This window comes from Shewanella olleyana, from assembly GCF_023283825.1.
Taxonomy (GTDB): Bacteria; Pseudomonadota; Gammaproteobacteria; order Enterobacterales; family Shewanellaceae; genus Shewanella; species Shewanella olleyana.
The window spans coordinates 33,354-57,973 of record NZ_JAKILD010000028.1; the positions used below are offsets into that span (position 1 = coordinate 33,354).

22 protein-coding genes are annotated in these 24,620 nt (G+C 40.6%); 8 read left to right on the forward strand and 14 right to left on the reverse strand.

Annotation, left to right across the window (positions count from 1 at the left end; genetic code table 11):
* Position 1: 1 nt before the first annotated feature.
* The 10 genes from L2735_RS17230 to rlmN all read right to left on the reverse strand — a co-directional run bounded on the left by L2735_RS17230 (position 2) and on the right by rlmN (position 10,607).
* Positions 2 to 481, reverse strand: coding sequence for a TlpA family protein disulfide reductase (locus L2735_RS17230; RefSeq protein ID WP_248985879.1), 480 nt, complete (start codon positions 479 to 481; stop codon positions 2 to 4).
* A gap of 341 nt (positions 482 to 822) precedes the next feature.
* A complete protein-coding gene (locus L2735_RS17235; RefSeq protein WP_248985880.1) occupies positions 823 to 1,389 on the reverse strand; it encodes a cytochrome b/b6 domain-containing protein in 567 nt (188 codons plus the stop codon).
* A 253-nt stretch (positions 1,390 to 1,642) separates the two neighbouring features.
* Positions 1,643 to 3,109, reverse strand: coding sequence for a ribosome biogenesis GTPase Der (gene der, locus L2735_RS17240; protein ID WP_248985881.1), 1,467 nt, complete (start codon positions 3,107 to 3,109; stop codon positions 1,643 to 1,645).
* A 79-nt stretch (positions 3,110 to 3,188) separates the two neighbouring features.
* Entirely contained in the window at positions 3,189 to 4,376 is a 1,188-nt protein-coding gene (gene bamB, locus L2735_RS17245; protein WP_248985882.1) for an outer membrane protein assembly factor BamB, read from the reverse strand.
* Positions 4,377 to 4,388: 12 nt separating this feature from the next.
* Complete coding sequence (locus tag L2735_RS17250) at positions 4,389 to 5,009, reverse strand: tetratricopeptide repeat protein (RefSeq protein ID WP_248985883.1); 621 nt, start codon at positions 5,007 to 5,009, stop codon at positions 4,389 to 4,391.
* A 49-nt stretch (positions 5,010 to 5,058) separates the two neighbouring features.
* Complete coding sequence (hisS, locus tag L2735_RS17255) at positions 5,059 to 6,333, reverse strand: histidine--tRNA ligase (RefSeq protein WP_248985884.1); 1,275 nt, start codon at positions 6,331 to 6,333, stop codon at positions 5,059 to 5,061.
* A gap of 158 nt (positions 6,334 to 6,491) precedes the next feature.
* Positions 6,492 to 7,607, reverse strand: coding sequence for a flavodoxin-dependent (E)-4-hydroxy-3-methylbut-2-enyl-diphosphate synthase (ispG, locus tag L2735_RS17260; protein WP_102528862.1), 1,116 nt, complete (start codon positions 7,605 to 7,607; stop codon positions 6,492 to 6,494).
* Positions 7,608 to 7,645: 38 nt separating this feature from the next.
* Entirely contained in the window at positions 7,646 to 8,668 is a 1,023-nt protein-coding gene (locus L2735_RS17265) for a RodZ domain-containing protein (protein WP_248985885.1), read from the reverse strand.
* Entirely contained in the window at positions 8,668 to 9,450 is a 783-nt protein-coding gene (pilW, locus tag L2735_RS17270) for a type IV pilus biogenesis/stability protein PilW (protein ID WP_248985886.1), read from the reverse strand. Before pilW ends, L2735_RS17265 begins: the two co-directional genes overlap by 1 nt.
* A gap of 35 nt (positions 9,451 to 9,485) precedes the next feature.
* Positions 9,486 to 10,607 carry a dual-specificity RNA methyltransferase RlmN gene (rlmN, locus tag L2735_RS17275; RefSeq protein WP_248985887.1) on the reverse strand — a complete coding sequence of 374 codons (1,122 nt, stop codon included), beginning with the start codon at positions 10,605 to 10,607 and terminating at the stop codon, positions 9,486 to 9,488.
* A 169-nt stretch (positions 10,608 to 10,776) separates the two neighbouring features.
* On the opposite strand from rlmN, the gene L2735_RS17280 reads away from it, so the two are divergent.
* The 4 genes from L2735_RS17280 (at position 10,777) to L2735_RS17295 (ending at position 15,213) form a co-directional block, all read left to right on the forward strand.
* Positions 10,777 to 11,937: a CNNM domain-containing protein gene (locus tag L2735_RS17280; RefSeq protein ID WP_248985888.1), complete on the forward strand. Its 1,161-nt coding sequence runs from the start codon at positions 10,777 to 10,779 to the stop codon at positions 11,935 to 11,937.
* A gap of 327 nt (positions 11,938 to 12,264) precedes the next feature.
* Positions 12,265 to 14,043 carry a bifunctional metallophosphatase/5'-nucleotidase gene (locus L2735_RS17285; RefSeq protein ID WP_248985889.1) on the forward strand — a complete coding sequence of 593 codons (1,779 nt, stop codon included), beginning with the start codon at positions 12,265 to 12,267 and terminating at the stop codon, positions 14,041 to 14,043.
* 251 nt (positions 14,044 to 14,294) lie between these two features.
* Entirely contained in the window at positions 14,295 to 14,597 is a 303-nt protein-coding gene (locus L2735_RS17290) for an NrfJ (RefSeq protein ID WP_248985890.1), read from the forward strand.
* 103 nt (positions 14,598 to 14,700) lie between these two features.
* The gene (locus L2735_RS17295) at positions 14,701 to 15,213 is read left to right on the forward strand and encodes a GNAT family N-acetyltransferase (RefSeq protein WP_248985891.1); all 513 of its coding nucleotides are present in this window, start codon (positions 14,701 to 14,703) and stop codon (positions 15,211 to 15,213) included.
* Positions 15,214 to 15,394: 181 nt separating this feature from the next.
* On the opposite strand, the gene L2735_RS17300 is transcribed toward L2735_RS17295, so the two are convergent.
* Positions 15,395 to 15,607, reverse strand: a complete 213-nt coding sequence (locus L2735_RS17300; protein ID WP_248985892.1) for a DUF3820 family protein — start codon at positions 15,605 to 15,607, stop codon at positions 15,395 to 15,397.
* 604 nt (positions 15,608 to 16,211) lie between these two features.
* On the opposite strand from L2735_RS17300, the gene L2735_RS17305 reads away from it, so the two are divergent.
* The 4 genes from L2735_RS17305 (at position 16,212) to L2735_RS17320 (ending at position 18,914) form a co-directional block, all read left to right on the forward strand.
* Positions 16,212 to 16,958: an AAA family ATPase gene (locus L2735_RS17305; RefSeq protein ID WP_248985893.1), complete on the forward strand. Its 747-nt coding sequence runs from the start codon at positions 16,212 to 16,214 to the stop codon at positions 16,956 to 16,958.
* Positions 16,918 to 17,322, forward strand: coding sequence for a CopG family transcriptional regulator (locus tag L2735_RS17310; protein WP_248985894.1), 405 nt, complete (start codon positions 16,918 to 16,920; stop codon positions 17,320 to 17,322). The genes L2735_RS17305 and L2735_RS17310 overlap by 41 nt, the downstream gene beginning before the upstream one ends.
* A gap of 224 nt (positions 17,323 to 17,546) precedes the next feature.
* Positions 17,547 to 18,371, forward strand: a complete 825-nt coding sequence (locus tag L2735_RS17315; RefSeq protein ID WP_248985895.1) for a M90 family metallopeptidase — start codon at positions 17,547 to 17,549, stop codon at positions 18,369 to 18,371.
* A gap of 66 nt (positions 18,372 to 18,437) precedes the next feature.
* A complete protein-coding gene (locus L2735_RS17320) occupies positions 18,438 to 18,914 on the forward strand; it encodes a nuclear transport factor 2 family protein (protein WP_248985896.1) in 477 nt (158 codons plus the stop codon).
* Positions 18,915 to 19,030: 116 nt separating this feature from the next.
* Here the strand turns inward: L2735_RS17320 and L2735_RS17325 are convergent, their stop codons facing one another.
* From L2735_RS17325 to aceB, 3 genes are all read right to left on the reverse strand, one after another.
* A complete protein-coding gene (locus tag L2735_RS17325) occupies positions 19,031 to 19,972 on the reverse strand; it encodes an alpha/beta hydrolase (RefSeq protein WP_248985897.1) in 942 nt (313 codons plus the stop codon).
* A 105-nt stretch (positions 19,973 to 20,077) separates the two neighbouring features.
* Positions 20,078 to 21,553, reverse strand: coding sequence for an HDOD domain-containing protein (locus L2735_RS17330; protein WP_428848330.1), 1,476 nt, complete (start codon positions 21,551 to 21,553; stop codon positions 20,078 to 20,080).
* Between the two features lie 327 nt (positions 21,554 to 21,880).
* Positions 21,881 to 23,536 carry a malate synthase A gene (aceB, locus tag L2735_RS17335; RefSeq protein WP_248985898.1) on the reverse strand — a complete coding sequence of 552 codons (1,656 nt, stop codon included), beginning with the start codon at positions 23,534 to 23,536 and terminating at the stop codon, positions 21,881 to 21,883.
* Positions 23,537 to 24,620: the final 1,084 nt, after the last annotated feature.

Sequence of the window (24,620 nt, forward strand, 5' to 3'; positions counted from 1 at the left end):
TTTACTCCTTTAACAACAGTTGAATTTCTTGCTCGTAAGCAGGCTTGTTCTTGTCAAAAAAACCAACATGACGCTGAACTAATTCGCCTTGGCGGTTAAATAAATAGCTACTTGGCATACCGGGTAAATCAAACTCCCTTGCCACATCCCCAACTGGATTAAAGCGTAAATTGAAATTAGCGGGGATTTTAGTGAGAAACTCATGGGCTAACTCAGTATCAACATCAAGATTGATAGCAACCACTTCAAAACCTTGCTGTTGATACTTGGCCTGCATCAGGTTCATCCAAGGAAAAGACTTACGACATGGACCGCACCACGAGGCCCAAAAATCCACATACACCACTTTGCCAGCAAACTCTTTCAAGCTAGTTTCGGTGCCCTCTTTGGTGAGTACAGTATGATCAAGTGAAGGCCCAGCAAATAATGAGCCGCTAAAGGCCAATGTGAGTAACAAACTCGCTAGTAATGATCGCTTCATGGAGACTCGCTTTGTTAGTTTTAATTTTTGAGGTGTCATGAATGACTGACTTGTAAATGATTCAATATCATCCAAGTTAAATCTTCAATCTTAAGGTTTTATTAAGCATTGTGACGAATAAGTTTAATAGAGTGTTAAGTGCGCGAGTTAAATAGGTAACGATTAACCCGTTAACAAGGTCTGACGAGTATGGGATAGCGAATAAGAGTTGGTTAATGAAGAATGATAAGCACCGTGCTAGCACTAACGCCATGACGCAGTCTTGAAGCAATAAAAACAACCGCTGATACTGTGTGATACTGTGTTCAATAGGCTTAGTTCAACACAAGTGGTGAATGTGTTTACCCGCTGATAATTCTCGAGACTAAGCCTTTATCGTGGGTAAATTCGGCCAATATTATTCCGGCCAAATGCAAACTGATAAACGGAATAAAATACCACAAGGCAAGTTTATGCACGGTTTCAGATTGGTGTTCAATTGAATCAGGCCCAAATTCAATCAACAAGCCTGTGGTGACAGATAGCGCAATACCCAGATAAAATAACCAATACACCCATGCTTGAAATTTTTCACGGCCGCTAGCCTGTTTACTGAATGCGCTAGGGTATTGTAAGCCGCATTTTGCCATGTAAATAAACCGCAGCGAAACAAAAACAGCCACCGCATAGCCAAAATAAAGATGCCACTTAAACATCACATTACGAATGCTTTTAGCAATAATGACGGCTTGTTTGTCACTGATGAGTAAGTCAAGCTGCAATAATCCTTGCTGGATCATCTCGGCCATATGATTTTTCTCCATCCAGCCTAAACGCAGTAAGATGGTTAACAGCATCACCAACATTGACAGCGCAAGCCCCCAATGCAAAAGACGATGGATAGCAGGAAAGTGACTGTGAGTACTCATAAAAACCTCTTAGCTTAAAGTAAATATTCACTATAAGAGCTGAAACTTAACATTCGCTTATGCTAGTTCATTGCGGGTTTCACCTTACCAAGCCAATAACACTCAATAACTGTCAATAACTGTCAATAACTGTCAATAACTGTCAATAACCTCAGTTCAAATACCTCAGTTCAAACACAAGTAAGTCAGAGACATAAAAAAACCTGAATCACTTTTTAGTCATTCAGGTTTTGGGTAACTCACAGAAAATAAATTATTTTTTGCGACTATTGATATGGCTCATCGCGCGCTTACGACGACGCTCTTGGCTAATCGTCAACTTCTCCGTTTTACCTTGGAATGGGTTAGCCCCTTCTTGGAAACGGATTTGAATTGGCGTACCAATCACTTTTAATGAACGACGGAAATAGTTCATCATGTAACGCTTGTATGAGTCAGGTAATTTACTCACCTGGTTACCATGAACAACAACGATTGGCGGGTTATAACCACCAGCGTGAGCATACTTAAGCTTAACGCGGCGACCATGCACCAAAGGAGGCTGATGGTCGTCTTGAGACATTTGCATGATACGGGTCAACATAGAAGTACTCACTCGGCGAGTCGCACTGTCGTAAGCTTCTTCAATTGATTCGTATAAATGACCTACACCAGTACCGTGAAGCGCTGAAATAAAGTGAATACGTGCAAAGTCGATAAAGCCTAAACGGCGATCAAGCTCGCTTTTAACGCTTTCTTTAAATGACTGGTCTAAACCATCCCACTTGTTCACTGCTATCACGATTGCGCGACCGGCGTTCAAAGCAAAGCCTAATAAACCTAAGTCTTGCTCAGAAATACCGTCTTGTGCATCAATAACCAGTAACACCACGTTAGCATCTTCAACCGCTTTCAAAGTCTTAATAACCGAGAACTTCTCGATGGTTTCATGCACTTTGCTGCGACGACGAACACCGGCAGTATCAATCAATACATACTCACGGTCTTCACGTGTCATTGGAATGTAGATACTGTCACGAGTGGTACCAGGTGCATCGTAAACCACCACACGTTCTTCACCTAAAATACGGTTAGTCAGTGTTGATTTACCTACGTTTGGTTTACCGATAATAGCCAATTTAATTGGCAAGTTTTGCAGGCGCTCTTGCTCTGCTTCCGCTTCTTCTTCGGTGTATTCGCGAACTTCTTCACCTTCTTCATCAGAATCTTGGCGAGTAATTCCCATCGCTTCGGCATAAGGTGCTAGTGAGTACTCTATCATGTTGGTCACACCGCGGCCTTGCGCAGCTGCCATTTGATATACTTCACCTAAACCCAATGACCAGAATTCAGCACAAGCCGAATCAGCGTCAATACCATCAACTTTGTTGGCAACAACAAAGGTTGTCTTATCACGGCTACGTAAATGCTCTGAAATCGCTAAATCAGCAGATGTTAAGCCAGCGCGCGCATCAGTTAAAAATAATACGACATCAGCTTCTTCAATCGCAGCAAGCGACTGTTCAGCCATTTTTGTTTCGATCCCTTCTTCAGTGCCGTCGATACCACCAGTATCAACCACAATAAATTCGTAACCAGATAAAAACGCACGACCATATTTACGGTCACGGGTTAAACCAGGAAAATCGGCGACAAGCGCATCTCTTGTGCGAGTAAGACGGTTAAATAAAGTTGACTTACCAACATTAGGTCGCCCCACAAGGGCCACTACAGGGATCATGATTTTGCCTCTAAAAACTTTTAAATAAAAAGCCCCCGGAACACACTTCCAGGGGCTCTAATAAGGTTTACTGGTTAATTTATGGCAGGATTACAGTAGATAGCTTCCCGCTACGACCTTGCACATAAATTTTGTCTCCAGCCACAACCGGCTGCGAGAATAAACCATCACTATCAACCTCAACTCGACCAGCGACTTCGCCAGTGTTGCGATCGATAAAGTGCAGATAACCTTCAAAGTCACCTACAACAATATAAGAACCAATAACGACAGGAGACGTTAAGCTACGGTTAGTTAACGTAGTATTACTCCAGAGTTCCAAACCATTGCGTCTATCTACTGAGTAGATACGGCTATGGTCATCAACGACATAAAGTCCAACTCCTGCTGCGGCTAATTCATTGAAGCTTGAATACTTACGAGTCCAAACAACTCGACCAGTTCTTAGCTCCATTGACACCAAGTTACCATTGTAACTTACCGCGTATAAATTATCGCCCAAAATTAACGGTTTCATGTCTACATCGGCCATACGAGTAAACTCGTTACCACCGGTTGGCGTAAACACTGCTTGTTCCCAAGCTACTTGACCGTTATTTTTGACAATAACTGATATTTTACCATCTGCGGTACCTAGGAAGAAACCACCAGAATCGTATGCTGCTGAACCTGTACCACGAAGGGTCAAGTTTGGCAGTTGCATTTCGTGGGTCCATAACTTGCTGCCATCTTCAATTGAAAATGACTCAAAGTTACCATCACTGGTATGCACAGCGACAGAATCCTCAGACACTGTAGGTGCCGATAAAAGCTCACCACTCGCAATAGCATGCCACATGACGTCGCCAGTTTTAGCATCTAAAGCAACAAGTAAACCTGATTCGCCGCCAATAAAGACCTTATTACGGCCTACGGTAACACCAGCAGCAATACGTGCTTCTTTAGTTTTAGCCAGTGCAGTATCTTTAAATTCTGCCGCTAAATCTTTACGCCATGCGACCTTACCTGTTTCTTGATCATATGCAATGACAGTACCGTTACGGTCTGCAGCATAGACATGACCATAAAACACAGCAGGTTTCAGTTGTGAGTAGTAATCACCCACACCATGACCCACATTGACAGTCCAGTTTACTTCTGGAAATACAGTCGCTTGGATTTCAGTAAGCTCTGTTACAACTTCTTCTTCAACATCACTTGAAGAACAAGCAGATAGCATCGCGACACTTAAGCCCGCTGCTAGCAAGGTTTTGCATAAAGACTTCATTCGGCTAATTCCTTATGCCTTGTTTAAGTTGTCTAGCTTCATTTGTAATGCAGGACTTGATAACGAGCCGCCATTATCAACAGCAGCTTGGTAAGCTGCTCTAGCTTTATCCATGTCGCCTTGACGCACTAAGAAGTCGCCTTTTAGCTCATCACGCTGAGCAGTAAATGCTTCATCGCTAACTTGATCTAATGTAGCTAAAGCTGTGCCTAAATTGCCTTGCTCAGCTTGTACACGAGATAAACGAATAGTCGCTAATGAAGTTAAAGATGCACCTGGGTTTGCAGCAATGATTTTAGTGAAGGCAGCTTCGGCCTTATCTAAATCACCCGCTTCTACAGCAGCTTTAGCTGACATTAACTCAAGTAATGCTTGGTAGCCTTTTTGATCATGTTGTTGACCAAAGTCACTCACTGCCGCCATAACAGCTGCGCTGTCAGCACTATTCGCTGCGATGCTTTGGAATGCTTCAGAAGCAGCTTCAGCATTTTCGATTTTCACGTCAGAATAGTAATTCCAACCGTATAATCCACCTAGACCTACGACGGCACCAACAATGATTGAGCTACCGTAATCTTTCCAGAACTGCTTAATAGCATCTACTTGTTGTTCTTCTGTGCTATATATATCCACGCGCACTTCCCCTTTCTATTCAGTTCTGATTATTAGCTAAACGCTAATATTAAAATAATGATTTAATCGTGGTCGCCAAATCTTCTCGGGCCACCAAAAGTTGTTCGTTCTTGTTTCTCAATGGCTTAACAGCAACCTGTTGGTTTGCAATTTCGTTCTCACCAATGATTAACGCATATTCAGCACCGCTTTTATCAGCACGCTTCATCTGCTTTTTAAAGTTACCGCCACCACAATGACTCATGACTTTAAGCTGTGGCAGGCTTTGACGCAACTCTTGAGCAATTTTAATTGCTTCAACTAAACAGTTTTCACCCATCGCTGTGACATAAACATCAACAACTGGAGCAACATCATTGTTTAGCTCAAGTGTTTCAAGCAGTAAAACGATACGCTCAAGACCCATTGCGAAACCAACAGCAGGAGTATCTTTTCCGCCTAATTGACCCACTAAGCCATCGTATCGACCACCCGCTAATACAGTACCTTGAGAGCCTAAGCTATCAGTAACCCACTCGAAAACTGTGCGGTTATAGTAATCTAAACCACGTACAAGACGAGGATTAATTGTGTATTGGATGCCGACAGCGTCTAAGAGTTCACACAAGGTTGAAAAATGTGTTTTTGACTCTTCGCCTAAGTACTCCATTAGCGCTGGCGCATCGGCCAATAATGCTTGTACTTGAGGAGATTTAGAATCTAAGACACGCAGCGGGTTTGAGTACATGCGGCGCTGTGAATCTTCATCAAGTTGCTCTTTATGTTGCTCAAGAAATGCAATTAATGCATCACGGTAAGCGGCGCGCTCAGCTGGATCGCCCAGCGTGTTTAGCTCTAACTTAACATGTTCAGTAATACCAAATGATTCCCACAGGCGCGCTGATAACATTAATACTTCAGCATCAATATCAGCACTTGGAATACCATACACTTCAACACCAAACTGGTGGAATTGACGGTAACGACCTTTTTGCGGACGCTCATGACGGAACATGGGTCCCATGTACCATAAACGTTGTTCTTGGTTATACAGTAGACCGTGTTCGTTACCTGCACGAACTGTTGATGCTGTACCTTCTGGACGTAACGTTAAGCTGTCTTCATTACGGTCAGCAAAGGTATACATTTCTTTTTCAACGATATCGGTAACTTCACCAATTGAACGTTTGAAAAGATCAGTTGATTCAACAATCGGAGTACGAATTTCGCTATAGCCGTATGCACTAACCGTTGAGCGAATAACCGCTTCTACTTTTTGCCATACTGGGCTTTGCGTTGGCAGAATGTCATTCATTCCGCGAATTGCTTGGATCTGTTTAGCCACGTTTTGCCTACTTGTGTTAACTCGCCTTGGCTTTGCTCAAAGTTAAATCGTTTTGCTTGATTTAAAATCGATGACCGAGGGCTTAAATTAATCTACATGCCTTACACAAAAATACACCTACCATCGCTGGTAAGGTGTATTTACTATCTAAAACAAACTTATTCTGTTGCGTCTTTAATATCGATTCTGTTTTGCATTATCGCTGCTTTTGCACGAATTTTAGCTTCTAAAGAATCCACTAAATCATTGTTATCAAAACGCTCTTTTTGACGTTTGCCGTCATCGTAATAGCCACTTTTGCCATGGCTACCTGTTAAACCAATATCTGAAACTAATGCTTCACCTGGGCCATTAACCACACAGCCAATGATAGAAACATCCATTGCAGTGGTTATATCTTCAAGGCGCATTTCAAGCGCATTAACTGTGTTGATCACATCAAACTCTTGACGAGAACATGATGGACAAGCAATGAAGTTAATGCCGCGACTACGAATACGCAGCGACTTTAAGATATCAAAACCAACTTTGATTTCTTCTACTGGATCGGCGGCGAGTGAAATACGCAATGTATCACCAATACCTTCAGCCAGTAACATACCTAAACCAACCGCTGATTTCACCGAACCCGCACGTGCTCCGCCCGCTTCAGTAATCCCTAAATGCAATGGCTGTTTTATTTGCTTAGCTAATAAACGGTAAGATTCAACGGCTAAAAACACATCTGAGGCTTTTACACTGACTTTAAACTGGTCAAAGTTAAGGCGGTCTAAAATATCCACATGGCGCATCGCTGATTCAAGTAATGCTTCAGGCGTTGGCTCATGGTACTTATCCATCAGATCTTTCTCTAATGAACCACCATTGACGCCAATACGAATCGGGATATTTTTATCTCGCGCACATTCAACAACGTTACGAATACGTTCTTCATTACCAATATTGCCAGGGTTGATACGTAAACAGTCAACGCCATATTCAGCCACTTTTAACGCGATACGATAGTCAAAATGAATATCTGCCACCAAAGGCACGTTAACACTTTGTTTGATCAGCTTAAATGCTTCTGCTGCGTCCATAGTAGGAACAGAAACACGCACAATATCAGCACCGACTTTTTCAAGTGCACGAATTTGAGCCACAGTCGCTTCTACGTCTGTAGTTTTGGTGTTCGTCATTGATTGAACAGCTATCGGGGCACCGTCACCGATAGGCACATCGCCAACATAAATACGACTTGAAGGACGGCGAATAATTGGAGATTCGTTATACATAATCTGTTGCTCTACTACTTACATAATTACAATTAACATTACACTCTTGGTAACGTTAATCTAGCCACACGGCCTTCGGAGAAGTCAGCTAAACTGATATTCTCGCCATTAAATTGAATTGTAACCACTTGCGGCGCACCTAAGATAAGTTTAAATGGCGCAACGCCTTTCGCTTCAACAACTCGACTAGAACCTTTAACACCATCAACCAGTGTCTTTCCTGTTGCATCCACCACGTTTACCCAGCAATCAGCAGTAAACGTCATTGATATAGCATCATTTGCTGCCAATGACTCGAGGTCAGTTTGTACACTGTCTGCATTAGTGTCTACAGCTGTGTTCACTTCAGTAACCAATGCACTCGCTGACTGTAATGTTTCAACGTCATTGTCAGCATTATCGATAATATCATTAGCTGTGTCATCCGTAGTTTGAATCTCACTAGCCGCTTGAGTTAATGACTTTGTAGGCATATCTGAAGGTTCGATATATGCCAAATTAGGATCAATTTCTGGCTCTAATAAATCTTCAGTTTGATTCACAACGGGAACACTTGCTGCAGCCACTTCTTCAGCTGTCGGTTTTGATAAATCAATACCGCTAAGCAATGAATCTTTTTGTACCCACCACACAACAAGCAAGGCTAGCAAAGCTAATATGATGAGGTAAGTCACTATCGTTAAACGACTATCACGAGCTTCACGAGTCGTTTTACGTGAGAAACTCTGCATTGCTGCTGTTTCGTCAGGTAATTGCTGGGCTAAACATTGCTGTAAGGCCTCTGCATCAGCTTCAACATATTTTGCGTAGTTTTTCGCATAACCTCGGGCATACGTTGCCGACGCTATATTATCAAATATATCGTTTTCAATATCTTCAATGACACTGGGACGCAAATGTAACTGGGTTGCGACTGCATCAACCGATAAACCTTTTGCCTCTCGCGCTGTTCTTAACAGCATACCTGCAGTCGATACTTCTAGTAACTCAGTTTGATCTGCATCATTCCCATCGACTTGGTTCCCGTCGAGCTGGGAGTTTTCATTGTTATTATTTGTCATTAATGCAAAGTAGCCCTGTATTCTTTCGCTTGTTCAGAGGTGGGATATTTGGCTATTAAAGTAATGCCATAGCGTTTAACCGCTTCATCATCCGCCAATTCTCGCGATATTTTAATTCCTAAAGCTAAACTTTCAGGCGTTTGCTGTGCCACTCGATGGAATCGCTGTAAGCTTGATTTAGCCACATCATAATCATTTTCTGCGATAGCTAAATCAATCAGTTCCATCAAGGTAGACTGTCTTCTTGGATCGTAACGTAATGCACTTTCAAAGTACTGTTTAGCCTTTTCAGGCTCACCAGCAGAAAGGCTACACACACCTAAATTTTCATAGCTTGATGCGGTGCGGGTATATTCTTTTGCGTCAATGGCATTTTTAAACATTGCCTCTGCTTGACTAAACTTTTCTTGTTGGCATAGAAACACACCAAAGTTATTCATCGCATCACCAGTAGCGTCACTGGTATTAATTGCTTTGCGATAGGACTCTTCAGCACGCACTACATCATCAACCGTTTGATAGTAATAAGCCATAGCGGTATGCACAGCACTTAACTGCGGCGCATACTCAACTGCACGATTCAAATTAAACTTTGCCTGTTCCATGTTGCCACGTTGTAAGTAAGTTAACCCTAGCTGCATTCTTTCTTTAGCCGCTGAAGTTTTATCCAGTGTTCTTTCAGAAACTGGAATATCAGTACCACTATACGTTCTTTCCGTAACACAACCTACCAAAGGTAATGATATGGCAACAATAATTAAAAGCTTCGGCAATCCGTGCATACTTCTTACGCCTATTAATCTATACAAACAAAGAGTTAATCCATTGTGACCGAAATAGCGTTTTCTTGCATGCGTTTTTTCGCTAATCGTTTAGTTCTGTCACGAATATCACCTGCTAATTGACCACAAGCAGCATCGATGTCGTCTCCGCGGGTTTTACGCACAATCACAGTTAACCCGTATTCCATTAATACTTTTGAAAAACGGTCAATTCTTGAATTAGAAGAGCGACCATAAGGTGAACCTGGGTAAGGGTTAAATGGAATTAAGTTAATTTTACACGGTGTCTCTTTCATTAGCTTAGCTAATTCATGAGCTTGGTCAGTGCTATCGTTAATATGGTCAAGCATCACATATTCAACAGTCACACGGCCGCGGTTGGCATTCGACTTTTCTAGATAACGGCGAATACCTGCTAAAAATTCTTGCAGTGGATATTTTTTATTTACCGGCACTAACACATCACGTAATTCATCATTTGGCGCATGAATACTGACGGCTAAAGCAACATCAAGTGCATCGCCTAATTTATCTAACGCAGGTACAACACCTGAAGTTGATAAGGTTACGCGGCGTTTTGATAAACTAAAACCGAAGTCATCAAGCATGATGTCCATTGCAGGGATTACGTTAGCGAGGTTAAGTAACGGCTCACCCATTCCCATCATCACTACGTTAGTGATAGGACGGTCGCCAGTGTCTTTTTGGAAACCTAAAAATTGCGACACGCGCCAAATTTGGCCAACGATTTCTGAAACGGTCAGGTTACGGTTAAAGCCTTGTTGCGCGGTTGAGCAAAAAGTACACTCCAGAGCACAGCCCACTTGAGACGATACACACAAGGTTGCGCGATCTTCTTCTGGGATATAAACAGTCTCAACTTCTTGGCCTTGGCCGACATTAATAGCAAACTTAATGGTGCCATCTTCAGACTTCTGGAAGTTAGAAATTTCAGGTGCAACCACTTCACACTTACGCGCTAATTTAGCTCGTAGTACTTTGTTTATGTTATTCATTTCTTCGAAGTCGCTAACACCAAAGTGATAAAGCCATTTCATCAATTGATCAGCTCGGAACGGTTTTTCGCCCATTTCGGTGAATAACGCTCTCATTGCCTTACGATCAAGATCCAATAAATTGATCTTTTTCTCACTCATCTTGTGTAACCTCAAAAAAACCTAAAACCTGCTGGCGGGCGGCGAATTATACAGATCCTTACAAAATTTCGCCAGTGCGCGTGTATTAAAGCTTTGATACTTTCGCAACTATGCTAAAATTTCCTTGGACTAATATTGGTCTGCCATATGGAGGTGTAATTCCACCTTTATGATAACTCTTATCATTATAGTATTTATCGCCATTGCAATCTCGTTTCTTTGCAGTGTATTTGAAGCGGTATTACTTTCTGTTACTCCCAGTTATATTGCCACCTTGGCAAAAACTAACCCGAAGGCTGCTAAGCGGCTTGATAAACAGAAACAAAATGTGGAATCACCACTGGTTTCTATTCTGACATTGAATACCATAGCTCATACTGTTGGTGCAGCCGTTGCGGGTGCTCAGGCAGCCAAAGTGTTTGGTGATGAAATGCTCGGTGTATTCTCTGGTGTGCTTACCTTCTTGATTTTATTCTTTTCAGAAATCATTCCTAAAACATTAGGTGCAAACAATTGGCGCACATTAGCGGCACCGGTTTCGCTTATTTTGGTTTGGATGGAAAAAGTCACTAAGCCGTTAATTTGGATGTCATCGCGTGTGACAAAACTAATGGGCAAAGGCGATGAAGGACAATATATTCGACAAGAAATTAGTGCGATGGCAGAAATCGGCCGCCAATCAGGTGAGTTAGATAAGCAAGAGTCAGCCATTTTAACCCAGATGTTGTCGGTTAAAGAAATGCCTGTTTCAGCGATTATGACCCCAAGAACCGTTATGTTTAAGCTGCCCCTGCATCTGTCGCAAGGCGAGTTTGTGCAACAATATTTGGCCAAACCTTTTACGCGTATTCCGATTTACGAAAATGATCCAGATAATATTATTGGCTATGTCAATCGTAACAATATTATTCAAGCAGAACGGTATACACCAAAAGAATCTATCGGTGTATTGAAAAAAAACCTGTTAGTTATCCCTGAAACGGCAAAAATATTACCGATTTTCGAGTTAATGATTAAGCGCAATACTAAAATTGCGATGATTGTTGACGAGTATGGTTCTGGTGAAGGAATTATTACTTTAGAAGATATTGTAGAGTCATTATTAGGTTTAGAAATCGTTGATTCAAACGATCCTGTTACCGATATGCAGCAGTTAGCTCGTAAGCTATGGAGCACCCGTATGAAGCATAAAGGTATTGTCTTGTCTGATGACGGTGAGTTTTCAAAACAAGAAGTTAACAATAACGCACGCTTAAATGGCAAACAAAAGACCCAAATTGTCAGTACACAAGCAGTCTCAAAGCCTGCTGATGATCAATCAATTGATTAAATATCACATCAGATTAAAGTAGCCATCGAATAAAAGGGAGCATTGCTCCCTTTTTTGACTAAAAAAAGTTTTATACCAATCGGGATAAATAAGTGATCAGGTATTGCGTAGGAAAAATCGTTTAGAACAAGGCAGGAATTGCAGCTAGTTGCTCTACCTACAAAATTTCTAATGAAGTTATAGGCGGTTTTAGCCAGTAAGAATGATCATATTCTTATGCTGATTGGTATTATAGCGTATAGCTAGAATGAATCCTGTCACGTCGATGTTTGTTACTCAACAAGGGAATATGCAAGCCTATAACCTTGTAAATTATAGAGGGAAATAATGCCTACAAAGTACACTTTATCGCTCGCTCATATCAATGATACGCATTCAAATTTCGAGCCAAGCCGAGTTCAATTTACCCTAAGTGTAGATGGCCAACAATTTCAGGCAAACACCAAAACGGGTGGTTATGCTCGTCTGAGTCATCAAATTGAAATCGCAAGACAAAAAGCCCAAAGTAGCGACCAAGCATTCCTGTTTCTTCACGGTGGCGACAGCTTTCAAGGCACATTATATTTCCGCGAATTTCAAGGTGCAGCGAATGCACATCTATTAAACATGCTAAAACCTGATGCTATGGTACTAGGTAACCATGAGATTGATGCTGGTAATAGCCCCGTTTTAGCTTTTTTAAACCGCATCGAGTTCCCGCTTTTAGCGGGCAATATGGATTTAAGTGAGGAGATAGTAGATAAAGAGGGACGACTAAAAGACCACCCCATGCTATTTGATTACAATAGCCAGCAACAATGTGCCAAAGTTTTAATCAAACCTTTTTACGATAAACAAATTGCTATTGTCGGCATCACCCTTGATCAAATGCCACTCATTGCTAGACCGGATCCTGACACCCACTTTATTAATGCTATCGATACCACAATCAACACGGTCAAGATGCTTAACAAGCAAGGCATCGATCATATTGTTATTCTCAGTCATCTAGGACTTGATCAAGACCGTGAACTTGCCGAAAAGGTTGATGGCTTAAGTATTATTGTTGGCGGTCACTCCCATACATTACAAGGCAGTTTTAGTGACTTAGGCTTAAGCCACACTGAATACGCCGAGAACATCAATAACACGCCAATTATTCATGCCAGTAAGTATGCCGAAGTGTTAGGGCTTGCAGATATTGAGTTTGATGAGCAAGGAAAGTGCACCTCTATTAATGGCAATAACTATTTTATGATCGATGATCATATTGAAGTTTCGCTGTTGCCATCGAGTAAAGCGCAAGACAACACACATAAACAATTACAAAATACGCCGTTAAAAATCATTGCTGAGCAAGAAGCAAAAGTAATTACTCAGCTAAAGGCGCATCCTGGTGTGCTAGGCAGTGAAGCCTGCGCCGAGGTTCACGAAACGATCATGCGCGATTACCGTCCAGCGTTAAATGCTCTTGAAGAGCAAGTTCTAGCTCATATTCCACGGGATTTAATCCACACTCGTCTACCTAGTAAACATTTCCCCCATGGCAGTGAAATAGCTCCTTGGGTGTGCCGGAGTATGTATAAAGCCACTAAGTTATCAGAGCCAGAATTAGACTTTGCTTTGCACAATGCAGGCGGCGTAAGACAGTCACTCAATAAGGGAAACTTGTCTGTTGCCGACGTGCTTGGAAGGATTTTGCCATTCGAGCTGCCTTTAATTAAATATCAAATTCAGGGTAAATACCTTTACCAAGTATTAGAGTCAGCGATTAACTCAGCCACAAATAATGGCGTCACAGGAACTGGGGCTGGCAGCTTCCCCTACACTTACGGCATTCGCTATTTCTATGATGGCAAGCTTGAGATGAACCAGCGTATTACTTTGATTGAAGCATATCAGCAAGGCGAATGGCGTGAGATTGATAAAGAAAAGCTTTATATCGGTGTTTCAAGTGCTTATACCGCAGCAGGTAAAGAAGGTTATGACGCCCTATTAAAAGCTCACTGGCAGCAAGATTTAAATACCATGACTTTGCCAGAAGCATTTGTGGACTTTGTATCCCAACATGGCAATTTAATCGAAAATCCGTTGCAACCAAATGTGTATTACATCAGTCACAGATAATCGATGACTTAATTTAAAAAGGTTTAACTCGAATGACTGAACTTCCATTAAGTTAATGAGTAAATGGATTTTAACGACACATAACTGGCTACTTTAGTCACCGTTAATATAATTTATGATAATGTAGTATTCACAAATCTGCAGCTGATCACAGACCCTGTATTAGCTTCATGATTTAATGATGTATCTTTATGTAGGTTCATGACTTGAATCATTGCAAATATTAGCCTAATCAAATAGGAAACGATTTCATGAAAGCAAAATTAATCAAATTAGCAGCTGCAGCAACACTAGCGTTAGGCGTATCTTCAGCTTGGGCTGCGGGTATCATGCACCAAGGTGAAGTAGTGGACACAATGAATAGTGGTGGCTATACGTACGTACAAGTTAAAGCTGAAGATAAAACTTTCTGGGCAGCAGGTCCTCAAGTTGAAATCACTAAAGGCGATACCGTTAGCATGAATGAGCAAATGTGGATGAATGATTTCACAAGCAGCACGCTTAATAAAACTTTTGACGAATTATTATTCGTAGGCAAAATCGAGAAGAAATAACTCGCTTTAGTCTCAGATAAACGCATAATCGACTAATCATTATTAGTCGATTTTTTTGACTTTAAATCAAGATTAAGCCCTTTAAGCATGCAGTTAAACAGTCATGAATAATGCAAACCTCTCTATCGTTGCCTTTTCCCCCGAGTTCGCAAAGCCTGTGAGCCAGTTAGTTCATGATTGCGTTCAGAGCATCGATCACCCACGCTATAACGCAGCTCAGCTAAATGCATGGTCTAGTGCGCCTCGCTCTAAAAAACATTGGCAACAAAGGCTTCAGCGAAGCCAAAGCTGGCTATTAGTGACAGATAAAACAACAACTGAAACACAAGAAGTGGTGGGGATAATAAATGTTGAAACCCATTTTCACAGCAGAGGCTATATAGATAGTCTGTATGTACTGCCATCCCTGCAGCGTCAAGGGTTAGCAGCGAAACTGTTTCATACCCTTGAAAGCTGGGCACAAGCCCAAAACTACACATCACTGAGTGTGGATGCATCTTACCTATCTAAGGGCTTTTTTGTTAAACAGGGTTTTAAGCAAATTCAACCTAGTTACCAAATGACTAAAAACCAAGTAATAAATGGCTTTTACATGACAAAAGAATTAGCTGATTAAGCTAGAGAGGGGCTATGCCTGGCATAAACAGTGGTTCCAGTTTATCCGTATCTATTCACTTAAATAAAAAAGCCACTCACTTAAATAAAAACACTAACTTAGATAAACAACCACTACTCAAATTTTAGTCTAATAAGAGGCGCTCAAACGAATTTCTCAATAAAGCTTTTTTTCATTAAAGCTATTTCTTAAGCAAAGGCCTTAGCATTTCTTCCAAGCCATTTAATTTAACTTCATACATTAACGCTAACTGCTCGCCTAATTTCCCTTCAGGAAAACCTTTACCATGAAACCAAACTAAATAAGGTTCTGGTAACTCCAATAGTTTTCTGCCAGCGTATTTACCAAATGGCATCTTTTGATTAATCGCTTCTAATAATAATGCTTCATTCATCAATCTTATTTCCGACTTTGTTCAATGCAAATCTATTATCTATGTTCTTAAAGCTAAAACCAAACGACTTATAGATTAACGGCAAAATTCTTACAACAGCTCGCCAGCGGAGTAAGTTATGCCTTAAACTTTTTACTTTAGGCATTTTTATATCCATTTTAATATATCAATTAGAAATATAAGAATAATTTCTAATACTATTTAGCTATCAATACATGTCAGTCATAAGACCTATAGGCGAAAAAAACCGACCGACAATAGTGCAGTGTCAATGTTTTAGCGCCCTAAGCTACGCAAAACCAACAGGTTTAACCCTCCCCAAATCACTTCACTCTAACAAGTCAAAAAGCTGCCAAAAGCACACTTCAGTCAAAATTACATCAACAGGTCAAAATGACTTTATCGTCAAATTACCGCCAATTGACCTGTTACAACTCAACACATAAAGTTAATAGCATTAAAGTTAAATGTTGCTTTTAAATGACATGTGCATTGGCTGGAAGTTCAGTTTGACAGTAAGTTCAGTTGCATCAAGATTTGACCGAGTATTACAACAACGAGATTTTACTCAATCGTTCTCGTTGTCCCATCAGGAGAAGTAAAGATGATCATATTAGTCGGTGGAGAAAAAGGCGGTAGTGGCAAAAGTTGCCTCGCTCAAAATGTCGCGGTGTTTCTCGCAAAAGATGCTAAATCAAGCATCATAATGGTCGATTGTGACCCGCAAAGAACCACCTCAGACTGGATCCAAGCCAGAAATAATAATCCTGAACTTCCTCCAATTAATTGTGTGCAGCTATACGGAAAAATCCGAAACGATTTACTCAGCCTAGAACAGCATTATGACTATGTGATTGTCGATTGTGGCGGACAGGATAACCTCGCACTGCGTGCCACACTCTCTGTCGCATCCCATGCGTTGATGCCATTGCGCCCTAAACGTCGTGATTTAAAAACTGTTGAGCATATGGATGACATCATTGCGACATGTAAGATGATTAACCCTAAAATGAAAGCTTCTTTTGTCATTACCCAATGCCCAAGTTTACCTAATCAAGCTGGCAGAATTTTTGAAGCCAAAGAGGTGTGTAACACCTTTGATATCAATGTACTTGAAGCAATCACATACAGCCGAAATATTTATGATGACAGCGAAGAGTCAGGTTTATCAGTCATTGAAATAGACCCTAGCGGGAAAGCTGCAAATGAGATCCGCAACATTGCTTGCGAGTTGCTTGAAGTGAAAAATGCACAGCAGATTATCCAACAACGTAATGACGCAGGTAATGTTACGCAGCTGAGGGGGACTTATGGGGCTAGCAGATCTCAAGAAAAACGTTACGCCATGTAATGCCCAATTTTCGCCGCAAATGTCGGTTGATGATTTTATTGAAGCTGCAAATTCTTATGCAATGGGTAAACCCCATACAAATGATAGAAGCCTGCATGATTCAAATAAGCAGGCGATGGAGCAATTATTTGCTTTAACACAAGCTAATGAGCCATTAAATGAAACGCAGCACGTAACAAGTAAACCACAGCCTTTTAGAAGGTCAACGTTTACATTAAGCGAAGCTGCGATAGAACAACTGACGTTACTTAGCCAAAGCAGCCATACCGCTAAGTCGAGATTAATTAGGCAGTTAATCCAACAACACTTTTCACTTTCTGAACAAGAGCAAAGAGCCATAGAGAGTGAGATAAACATTAAATAAACCCATAATGAAGGACAATAAAACACTAGTGATGACCTAACGCATAAAAAAAATACAAGAACTATATGAACCCTCCCCTCTTTACTGGCATCAACGTGAGTTGATTGCCAGTTTTTTTATGATTGCCAAAATATATCAATTAGCAATAACTAAAATAATTACTTGAATTTTGCCTGCTATCACCCAATAACTGATTTAAGCTTATTACTCTTCAAGGAAGGCATATGATTGCATTATTGGTTCTGATTATAATTTCAATTATTGCCATTGGCCTTATTGTCACTAAGCCTAAGCGTACCCAAAAACGCCGTGAAAGCATTGCACAACAACCTTTCCCTAAAGCATGGAGACAAATCCTTAAACGTCGATTTCCATACTTCAAAGCCATGCCTACTGACCTGCAATTGCAGTTAAAGAAACACATTCAAGTCTTCATTGAAGAAAAAGAGTTTGTCGGTTGTGATGGGTTTAATATCACTGATGAAGTAAAAGTCACCATCGCGGCTCAAGCATGCTTGTTATTACTCAACCGTAAAACAAACTTTTACCCTAAGCTCAAACAAATCCTGGTTTATCCTCACGCCTTTATTGTGGAAAAAAGAGGCACTGATTTCGCTGGTGTTGAATCAAACCAACGTAATGTGTTGTTGGGCGAGTCATGGGGCAATGGCAAAATAATATTATCTTGGAAAAGTACACTTGATGGCGCTGCGGATCCATTCGATGGTCAAAATGTAGTGATTCATGAGTTTGCCCATCAACTTGATCAAGAAAATGGCCAAGCGAATGGCGCACCACCACTTAGAGACATTACACATTATTCAGCTTGGTCAAAAATATTAGGCCAAGAGTTTGAAACTCTACAGCATTGTGCCAGACAGCAAATCCCTTCTTTATTCAATTATTATGGCGCCACTAATCCTGCTGAATTTTTCGCTGTTATAAGCGAAACATTTTTTGAAAGGCCCCATGAGTTTTACCAGCGACACAATTTACTTTATAAAGAGCTAAGCCACTTTTATCAGCTTGACCCTATTAATTGGCAGTAACTTAAATTTAAGCCAATTTCAGATTATTAAACTGACTATGACTAAAAAAACGAACAAGGAATTCCCATGCAAAATGCTCTGCTTACCTTCTTACTAACCAGTAGTTTATGGGTAATGTCATCACTTCCAGCACAAGCAAGTGACACTATTTCAATTGAGTCAAAACAACAGGCTGATACTCTTTTGGATCAACTTCATCAAGATGCTACTGATGCCAATTGGGACAGCTATTTTTCTTTGTACGATCCAAAAGCTGTGTTTCTAGGTACTGATGCAAGTGAGCGTTGGGATATGAAGCAATTTTCTGGCTATGCAAGACCCACTGATGGCTGGCATTACGAAGTAAAATCTCGTCAATTACTGCAATTTGACAATACCATCGTATTTGATGAATTACTTGAAAGTGCCAGTTATGGCTTATGCCGTGGCACTGGCGCACTGCAATTGACAGAGGAAGGTTGGAAAATTGTGCAGTATCATTTGAGTATTGCAGTACCTAATGAAGATGCTAAAGCAGTCGCAAAGCTGATTGGCGCAAAGTAATACCTAAGTGAATAACTGCTCAAACTCAAACGGTAATCAATAATACTTTAAACTAAGGCCAGAGGATTCATTAATCCACTGGCCTTAGTTTTGGTTATCAAGCCCATTCAACGTAGTTAAAACTGCATATGCTCATCGATGAGATTAAGGATCTTATCCTTTAACCATGTAGGACCATAATCATTCATGTCATTGTGCCTTGAACCATCAATCATTATCACTGAGATATTACTCGCGTTCTCACCCTCAGAAGGCAGGATCCCTTCATCTGCAGGATAATCACTTGCTCTTATAGATAGGACTTTAATTGCAGGATCTCTTGGTAGAGGCACCCTACGGTGGTCTAAGGTAATGATACAACTGATGTAATCGACTTTATTATTCTCAATATTGCTTGCACCTGAGTTTGCTAGCAAAGACGAGATATCACCACCATTTGAATGCCCTACTAAGGTGATATGTTTAAAATCAAAGTTTTCAGCTATATAACGAGTTGAATCAGTTGATGACTGCTTTTGATTAACATACTGTTGATTAACAAACTGCCGACTAACAAACTGGGGAGTAACGTACTGCTGACTAAAGTAATGCTGAATAAAGTTCAGCGTATCCGCTCCGCGCTGCCAATTTTCATGGCGTGTTTCTGCAAAGGGCTGAACTCTTGATAAGGGTGGATATGAAGGTAATTCGTGACGCACTGCAATCACTAAATAACCTTGCTGTTGAAAATGCTGACTTATGAATTGATATTCAGTGTGAAGCAAGCCATATCCAGAACTTAGGATCATTACCGGGCACTTGCTAGCTTCACTACAATTGAATTCAGTTACAGGGTAATAGAGCTCAACAGGGATCAATCGCTCTCTTGATATATCTTCAACGATAAGACTATCTGAATAAAGTTTGCTGGTACTTGGTGAGCCAGTAGCAGGTGAGTTAGTAGTAGTTGAACTGATATTAGGTGAACTGGTACTAGAAGAATCGTTAGGTTCATCAGCTGCAGTTACCTTTGTCACAAGCGAGCTGGCTAATAACACACTCAATACTAATACACTCAATACTAGCGCCTTGAATGTTTGCGAAAGATATCCGCACTTAAATACAAGATGATTAAGCAATGATGACCTCAATCAGGTTAAGTATTTCGAAAATCAAACATTAGACTAATGCACTGTTAGCCCAAAGCAAAGATTCGCTAACTGAGTTAAATGACAAAAGCTATCAAAGTCTTGCTGAGTGATTTGTCTTGAGGAATAGTGTTTATCGGCATAAAACAAACCGATTGCTTTGTCATTAACCACAATTGGGGCAATCATGTAGCCATATTTGAATTGGCTAGCGTCAAAATTAGCACTCACATAGGAGGCTAACGACTCTGGTTCTCGTTCATCAAACTCATGTAACCAATCCGCTTGCTTATGATTAATACTGTACAAAAATGGGTTAGTCTCACCTTGCATTTCAATCAGTAACTCAAGCTTAAACTTATCGGCACCCTCTCCAAATGCAATACGCGGTGACAGTTGCTTGCGATTCGGAGACAGCAACATAACCGCGCAGCGGTCGACACCTACGCCATCTAAAATACCTTCAAGGGTGGTTTGTACTACTTGATTAAAATCTGCTTTTTGAATAGCTAATTCAGTTAATTCACGTAACTTTTTAAGCTGTAACACTAAGTTGGTTTCTCGAAACGCTATGGCTGGTTCAGGTTTATCTAACGTTGAGATTATCTCTGCCGTATCAGGTAAATGCTGCACTAATTCAATTGCGCCATAATCTTCAGCCAAGCGTATGGTTGCTTCCGCGCAGCGGCTTATGCGCACTTTACATTGCTCTAAACTAATGTTTTGAATCTCAGCCGCGGCAGTTAATAATTCATTGAGTTTTTCGACATTGATATGAGGTTGGTTTAGCGCATCAGTTATTTCATTAGCCAGAAAAATACTGCGAATTTCAGGCATTCTTTCATCAGGATGTGATAGCGACGTCGTTAATACATCGCCTAAGCCCCAGGCTCTAGCAATGCTTTGGGTGAGCTGCGAAAACGAAGTGCCCAGTTTTTCTCTCACCACCACTTTTTGCTGTTTGGGTGAATCACAGGCAAGCAAGGCTTGGTCAAGATGATCAACAAATTCGCCGCCAATGCTCCAAAAGGCGCTTTCGCCTATGCGATATAACAAAGATGCAATGAAGACTTCTTCGCGCAGCGCTTCATCATAGTCTTTTAGCATCACGCGAGAGATCATCGCCGCTTGAAATGAATGCGCCATCAACTTGATTAACCGCTGGTATACCGACTCTGAAAGGTTATGGTTTTCGAGTAAGCTAGTGAGCAGTTTGGCAGTAATACAAATATTTCGGATAGTATCAAAGCCCAACACCACAGCAGCGCGGCTGACCGTCGTCACATGGCTAGTGCCTTTATTGTAAATCGCACTATTGGCCACACGTAAAATACGAGTCGTCAATGCATTATCGTGCATCACACTGCGACCAAGAGACGCCAACGAAGACACATCATCCTTAGCCAGTTTTTCTAAGTCTCTAATAGTGGAACATAAAGCAGGCATTTCTTGATCACTAATACGTTTAGTCCAGTAATCGACACCTTTTGTTATTGGTTGTGAAGTTTTCAAATACTTACTCATCAATTATGACAGTATTTTTACTATAACCTTTTACTAACAATTTTTGGACAAAAAAAACGACTCCGAAGAGCCGCAACACAAGCGAATGGTTGAAAACTTACTGGGTAGGAAGTTAAAAATCCTCGCATTTAGAACCACAACTAGCTTACGCTAATATTCCGAATACTGGATAAAAACCCGGTGTAACCTGTAGGTGAGTAACCCCGGGGTGCATCAGCTGCAAAGCAGCTAAACTGTTTCAGAAATGAGTCAATCAATGAAGTGACTCTTTCCGCAAAGGTTTACTAATAATTAAACCTATTCAATCTTTTTAAATTAAGCTGTTAGCAGCTCATATCCTGGTAAGGTTAAGAAGTCGACTAGTTCATCTGATGTGGTGATCTCATCGAATAAGGTTGCCGCTTGGTTAAACTTACCTTGGTTAAATCGTTCACTGCCTAACTCTTGCTCTACCGTACCAAGCTCTTCACTTAACATGCTCTTGAACAACGCTTTAGTGACAAGCTTTCCATTTGATAAAGACTTTTCGTGCTGGATCCACTGCCAAATTGAAGTACGTGAGATTTCAGCAGTCGCGGCATCTTCCATCAAACCATAGATAGGTACACAGCCGTTTCCTTGGATCCACGCTTCGATATATTGTAGCGCAATACGTATATTTAAACGCATGCCTTCTTCAGTACGTTCACCTTCACATGGCGTCAGTAGCTCATCAGCTAGAATCGGTGCGTCAACATCACGAGTAATATGCAGCTGGTTAGTACCATTACCGATATAATCATTAAAAATGGTCATTGCGGTATCAGCTAACCCAGGATGCGCCACCCATGTGCCATCATGACCATTACGAGCTTCAAGTTCTTTATCCCCTTTTACCTTCTGCAATACTTGCTCATTCGCTTCAGGAGTTTTAGCTGGGATAAAGGCTGCCATGCCGCCCATCGCTAATGCACCACGCTTATGACAGGTTTTAACCAGTAAGCGTGAATATGCACTTAAAAATGGTGTATCCATTGTTACGGATTGTCTGTCAGGTAAAACACGGTCAGCATGCTTGTTCAGTGTTTTGATATAACTGAAAATGTAATCCCAGCGACCACAGTTTAATGCGACGATGTTTGAGCGCAGTTCATAAAGGATCTCATCCATTTCAAAAACCGCAGGTAATGTCTCAATCAAACAAGTACATTTTATGGTGCCAGGCTTTAAACAAAAACGGTCTTCCACAAAAGCAAATACCTTAGCCCACCAACGCGCTTCAATATGGCTTTCAAGTTTTGGAATATAAAAGTAAGGGCCGCTGCCTTTCGCCAGTAACTGGTGATAGTTATGATAAAAATACATCGCAAAGTCGAATAATCCACCTGGAATCGGTTCGCCTTTAAATTCAATATGCTTTTCTTTTAAGTGCAATCCGCGGACTCGACAAATCAATACCGCAGGGTCTTCATCTAATTGGTAATGTTTACCTGTGTTTTCTGCAGTAAAGCTAATGTCACCTCTTACAGCATCACGGAGGTTAATTTGACCTTGAACGACTTTCTCCCAGCTAGGTGCTAAAGAGTCTTCAAAATCAGCCATGAACACTTTTACATTGGCATTCAGAGCATTAATAATCATTTTACGATCAACAGGGCCGGTGATTTCAACTCGGCGGTCTGTTAAATCTTCAGGCATGTCACGAATAGTCCACTCACCATCTCGAATAGCACGAGTCTCAGGTAAAAAGTCAGGTAACTCGCCATTATCTATTCGTTGTTGCTTTTGTTTACGCTTATTTAGAAGCTCTGGTACTTCTTGATTAAACTCAGCACACAGTGTTGCTAATAAAGAAAGCGCACCATCATTAAAGATAGCTTCTTGGCCTGGGACCTTTGGGCCGATTAACGCAAGATCGACACTTGTCGGTAAATCGATATCAGCACTTGGCTGTGATTTAGCATATCTAGCCACTAATTGTTCTGCTGTCATATTAAGCCCCTTGAGCATGAGTCGGTTTTAAAAAGAGAGAAGTCAGTTCATTTCAGCATGAACGTTTAGGTATACGGTTTATGCTTTTCTCTACTTCTAAACAAACTTGCCAATATTTAACCATCAAATGTTTGTTTCGAACTAAAACCTAACGAGAAACCTTTGCATTTGCAACAACCCCAAATGGATAAAATCATGAGGAAATTGTATTTTAAATTGGTAATACCAAAGGGAGAATGAATTTAAGGGTTTGAAAAACAACAGGTAAAAAACACACCCAATTATTAGGGCTACATTGTTGGTAAATTGTCTTACAACTTACCCAATAACTACGATTGGATAATTTACAAGAAAGTTAATTACACAGTGTAAACAATTTAATACGACATTTTTAAGTATTTATACCAAAGTAGAATTAAGCTTCCGTTTTGAACTAACCAAGAGGTAAAGATAAATAGCCACATAAAAACAATAACTTAACTTTTATAAGACAAGCGCCAATTTCAAACGACCGTTTCAATCTTACGTTTACGTAAACATTAATCTCGCTTTAGAACATTTACTCTAGAGCTAAGCCGATGTTACCCGATCAACATCATTATTTTTATTGGTTTACAGCAAAAAAAGTTAAATATTTTTATGAAAAAGTAAAAAAAGTGTCATTTTTCACTATTTTGATTTGGTAATCAGCAGAAAGTAGCGTTTGAGAATGAGGAGTAAAACTTCAATTGAGACCTTATCAGTTACTTAAAGTAAAGAACTACACAGATTGAAAGCTGAGAAAACTTGAAACAGTACAGCCCCTTTCAAAGCAGGATATTCATTTTTATATGTCAGTTTCATTCATACAGATTAAATTGAGCCTGGCTTCACAGCTCTGAAAAGCGTTCTAATGCTTTAATGATGATAATTAGACTTAGACTTAGACTTAGACTTAAACTAAACCTATGACTCTGCTTAATCTTTGAATTAACTTTATCTTTGAATCAGCTTTATCTTTGAATCAGCTTTATCTTTGAATCAGCTTTATCTTTGAATCAGCTTTATCTTTGAATCAGCTTTATCTTTGAATCAGCTTTATCTT